The organism is Pseudoxanthomonas sp. LjRoot204_2, from assembly GCF_056175765.1.
This window is the reverse complement of sequence record NZ_JBGFFG010000634.1, coordinates 1-1,434: the sequence shown is the minus strand read 5'-3', so window position 1 is coordinate 1,434 and position 1,434 is coordinate 1. Positions and strand designations below refer to the sequence as shown.

The 1,434-nt window shown below is 61.4% G+C and carries 2 protein-coding genes; both read left to right on the top strand.

Annotated elements, in window-relative coordinates; all coding sequences use genetic code 11:
• Positions 1-391, top strand: a 391-nt coding sequence (locus AC04L7_RS18610; RefSeq protein ID WP_475513689.1) for a substrate-binding domain-containing protein, incomplete at its 5' end; no start/stop codon positions are given.
• 18 nt (positions 392-409) lie between these two features.
• Positions 410-628, top strand: coding sequence for an aspartate 1-decarboxylase (locus AC04L7_RS18605; protein ID WP_475513690.1), 219 nt, complete (start codon positions 410-412; stop codon positions 626-628).
• The last annotated feature ends 806 nt before the right edge of the window (positions 629-1,434 follow it).

Here is a 1,434-nt window from a genome sequence, read left to right as displayed (position 1 = left end):
CATCGATCCGGCGCTTTGCCTTGAAGCCGCGCCTTCCGAAGAGGGCGGAGTCGATGCGGCCCGTCGTCTCTTCGAACTGCCCGATCCGCCCACCGCCATCGTGTGCGGACATGACATCGTGGCCATGGGCGTCATGCGCGCTATTTCAGAGACTGGCAGGGTTCCGGGGAAAGACATCGGGGTGATCGGGGGAGACGACCATCCGATCGGTCGCCTGCTGTCCCCTGCGCTGACGACGTTCAGCGCAGAAACCCACCGCGCCGGAAAACGGATGGTGGAGATGCTCCTTGMGCGCCTGAACGGGACGCCTGCCGAAGAGCTTCAGGAACTATGGAACCCGGAGTTGATACTTCGCGCGTCGGACGGTCCGCCGCGCACCTCGGCCCCGTGAGGAAGGCCGGCATGCGCAATCGATGAGGATCTTCTTGACGCGGCCAACATGGTGGAAAACGAACAGGTGCATGTCTGGAACATCAATAATGGCGAGCGTTTCGTCACGTATGCGATCCGCGGCCAGCGCGGCAGCGGGATCATTTCAGTCAACGGATCGGCGGCCAGACGGGCATCCGTTGGTGACTTGATCATCAATCGCCGCCTTCGGGACGGTGGCAGAGGAGAAGGTGACTGACCATCTTCCCAAGCTTGTCTTCGTCGACGAAGCCAACCGCATCAAAAAGCAGCGCGATCACGTGCCCGTGCAACTCGCAACAGCAAGCTGACTTCCTGCTGTTTCTCGATGGGGCGCTATGACAAGAATGGGTTCATAAATGCCGCAGCCGCGTCTGTCTCCGACTTCAGTGCTCAGGTTGATGGGGTGAGCTCGTGTGTGGCTGGATGTGTCTCAGACTTCAAGGTGCAGGACGAAGGGGAGAGGCGGAGGCCTTAATACGTAACTGTGTCTCAGACATTAATGGCAATGAACAATCGTCCCGGTACAGCTCGGCCATCGCGTTGTCATGGGCGTTACTTTTCATCATCTGCTCTCTGCGGCCAGTCCTGCCAATAACCCACCGCCCGAGCGGTGTCCGCATCCTGCGTGGGCGCGTCACCCGCCGAGTTACAGCCACTGTCGAATGTCGCCGCGAAGCCGCTTGAGGCAGTCGACATACAGATCCTCGTGCTCGTCGGCGCTCAGGTGGTGTTCGATCCGGTACATCGTCATTTTCGTCCAAGAACGGAATTTTTCCGCGCGCAGAACCGGCGCGGCAAGGACTTCATGCCGATGCGGAGGCAAGCGGGCTCTCGGCGGTGAGGCGGTTTCATCCGATGATATTCATCCCCCGTTCGAGCAAGACGCACCCGCGCGCACGCGCCGGGTCATCCGCTGTCCACCGCCGAGCCGCTCGAGGGCCGCTGCCTTCGTCGCCGCCTGGGGGTTGTGAGGAACGATCAGGACATCGCCGGCGGCATGGCGCAGCACGCGCTGTGCCACGC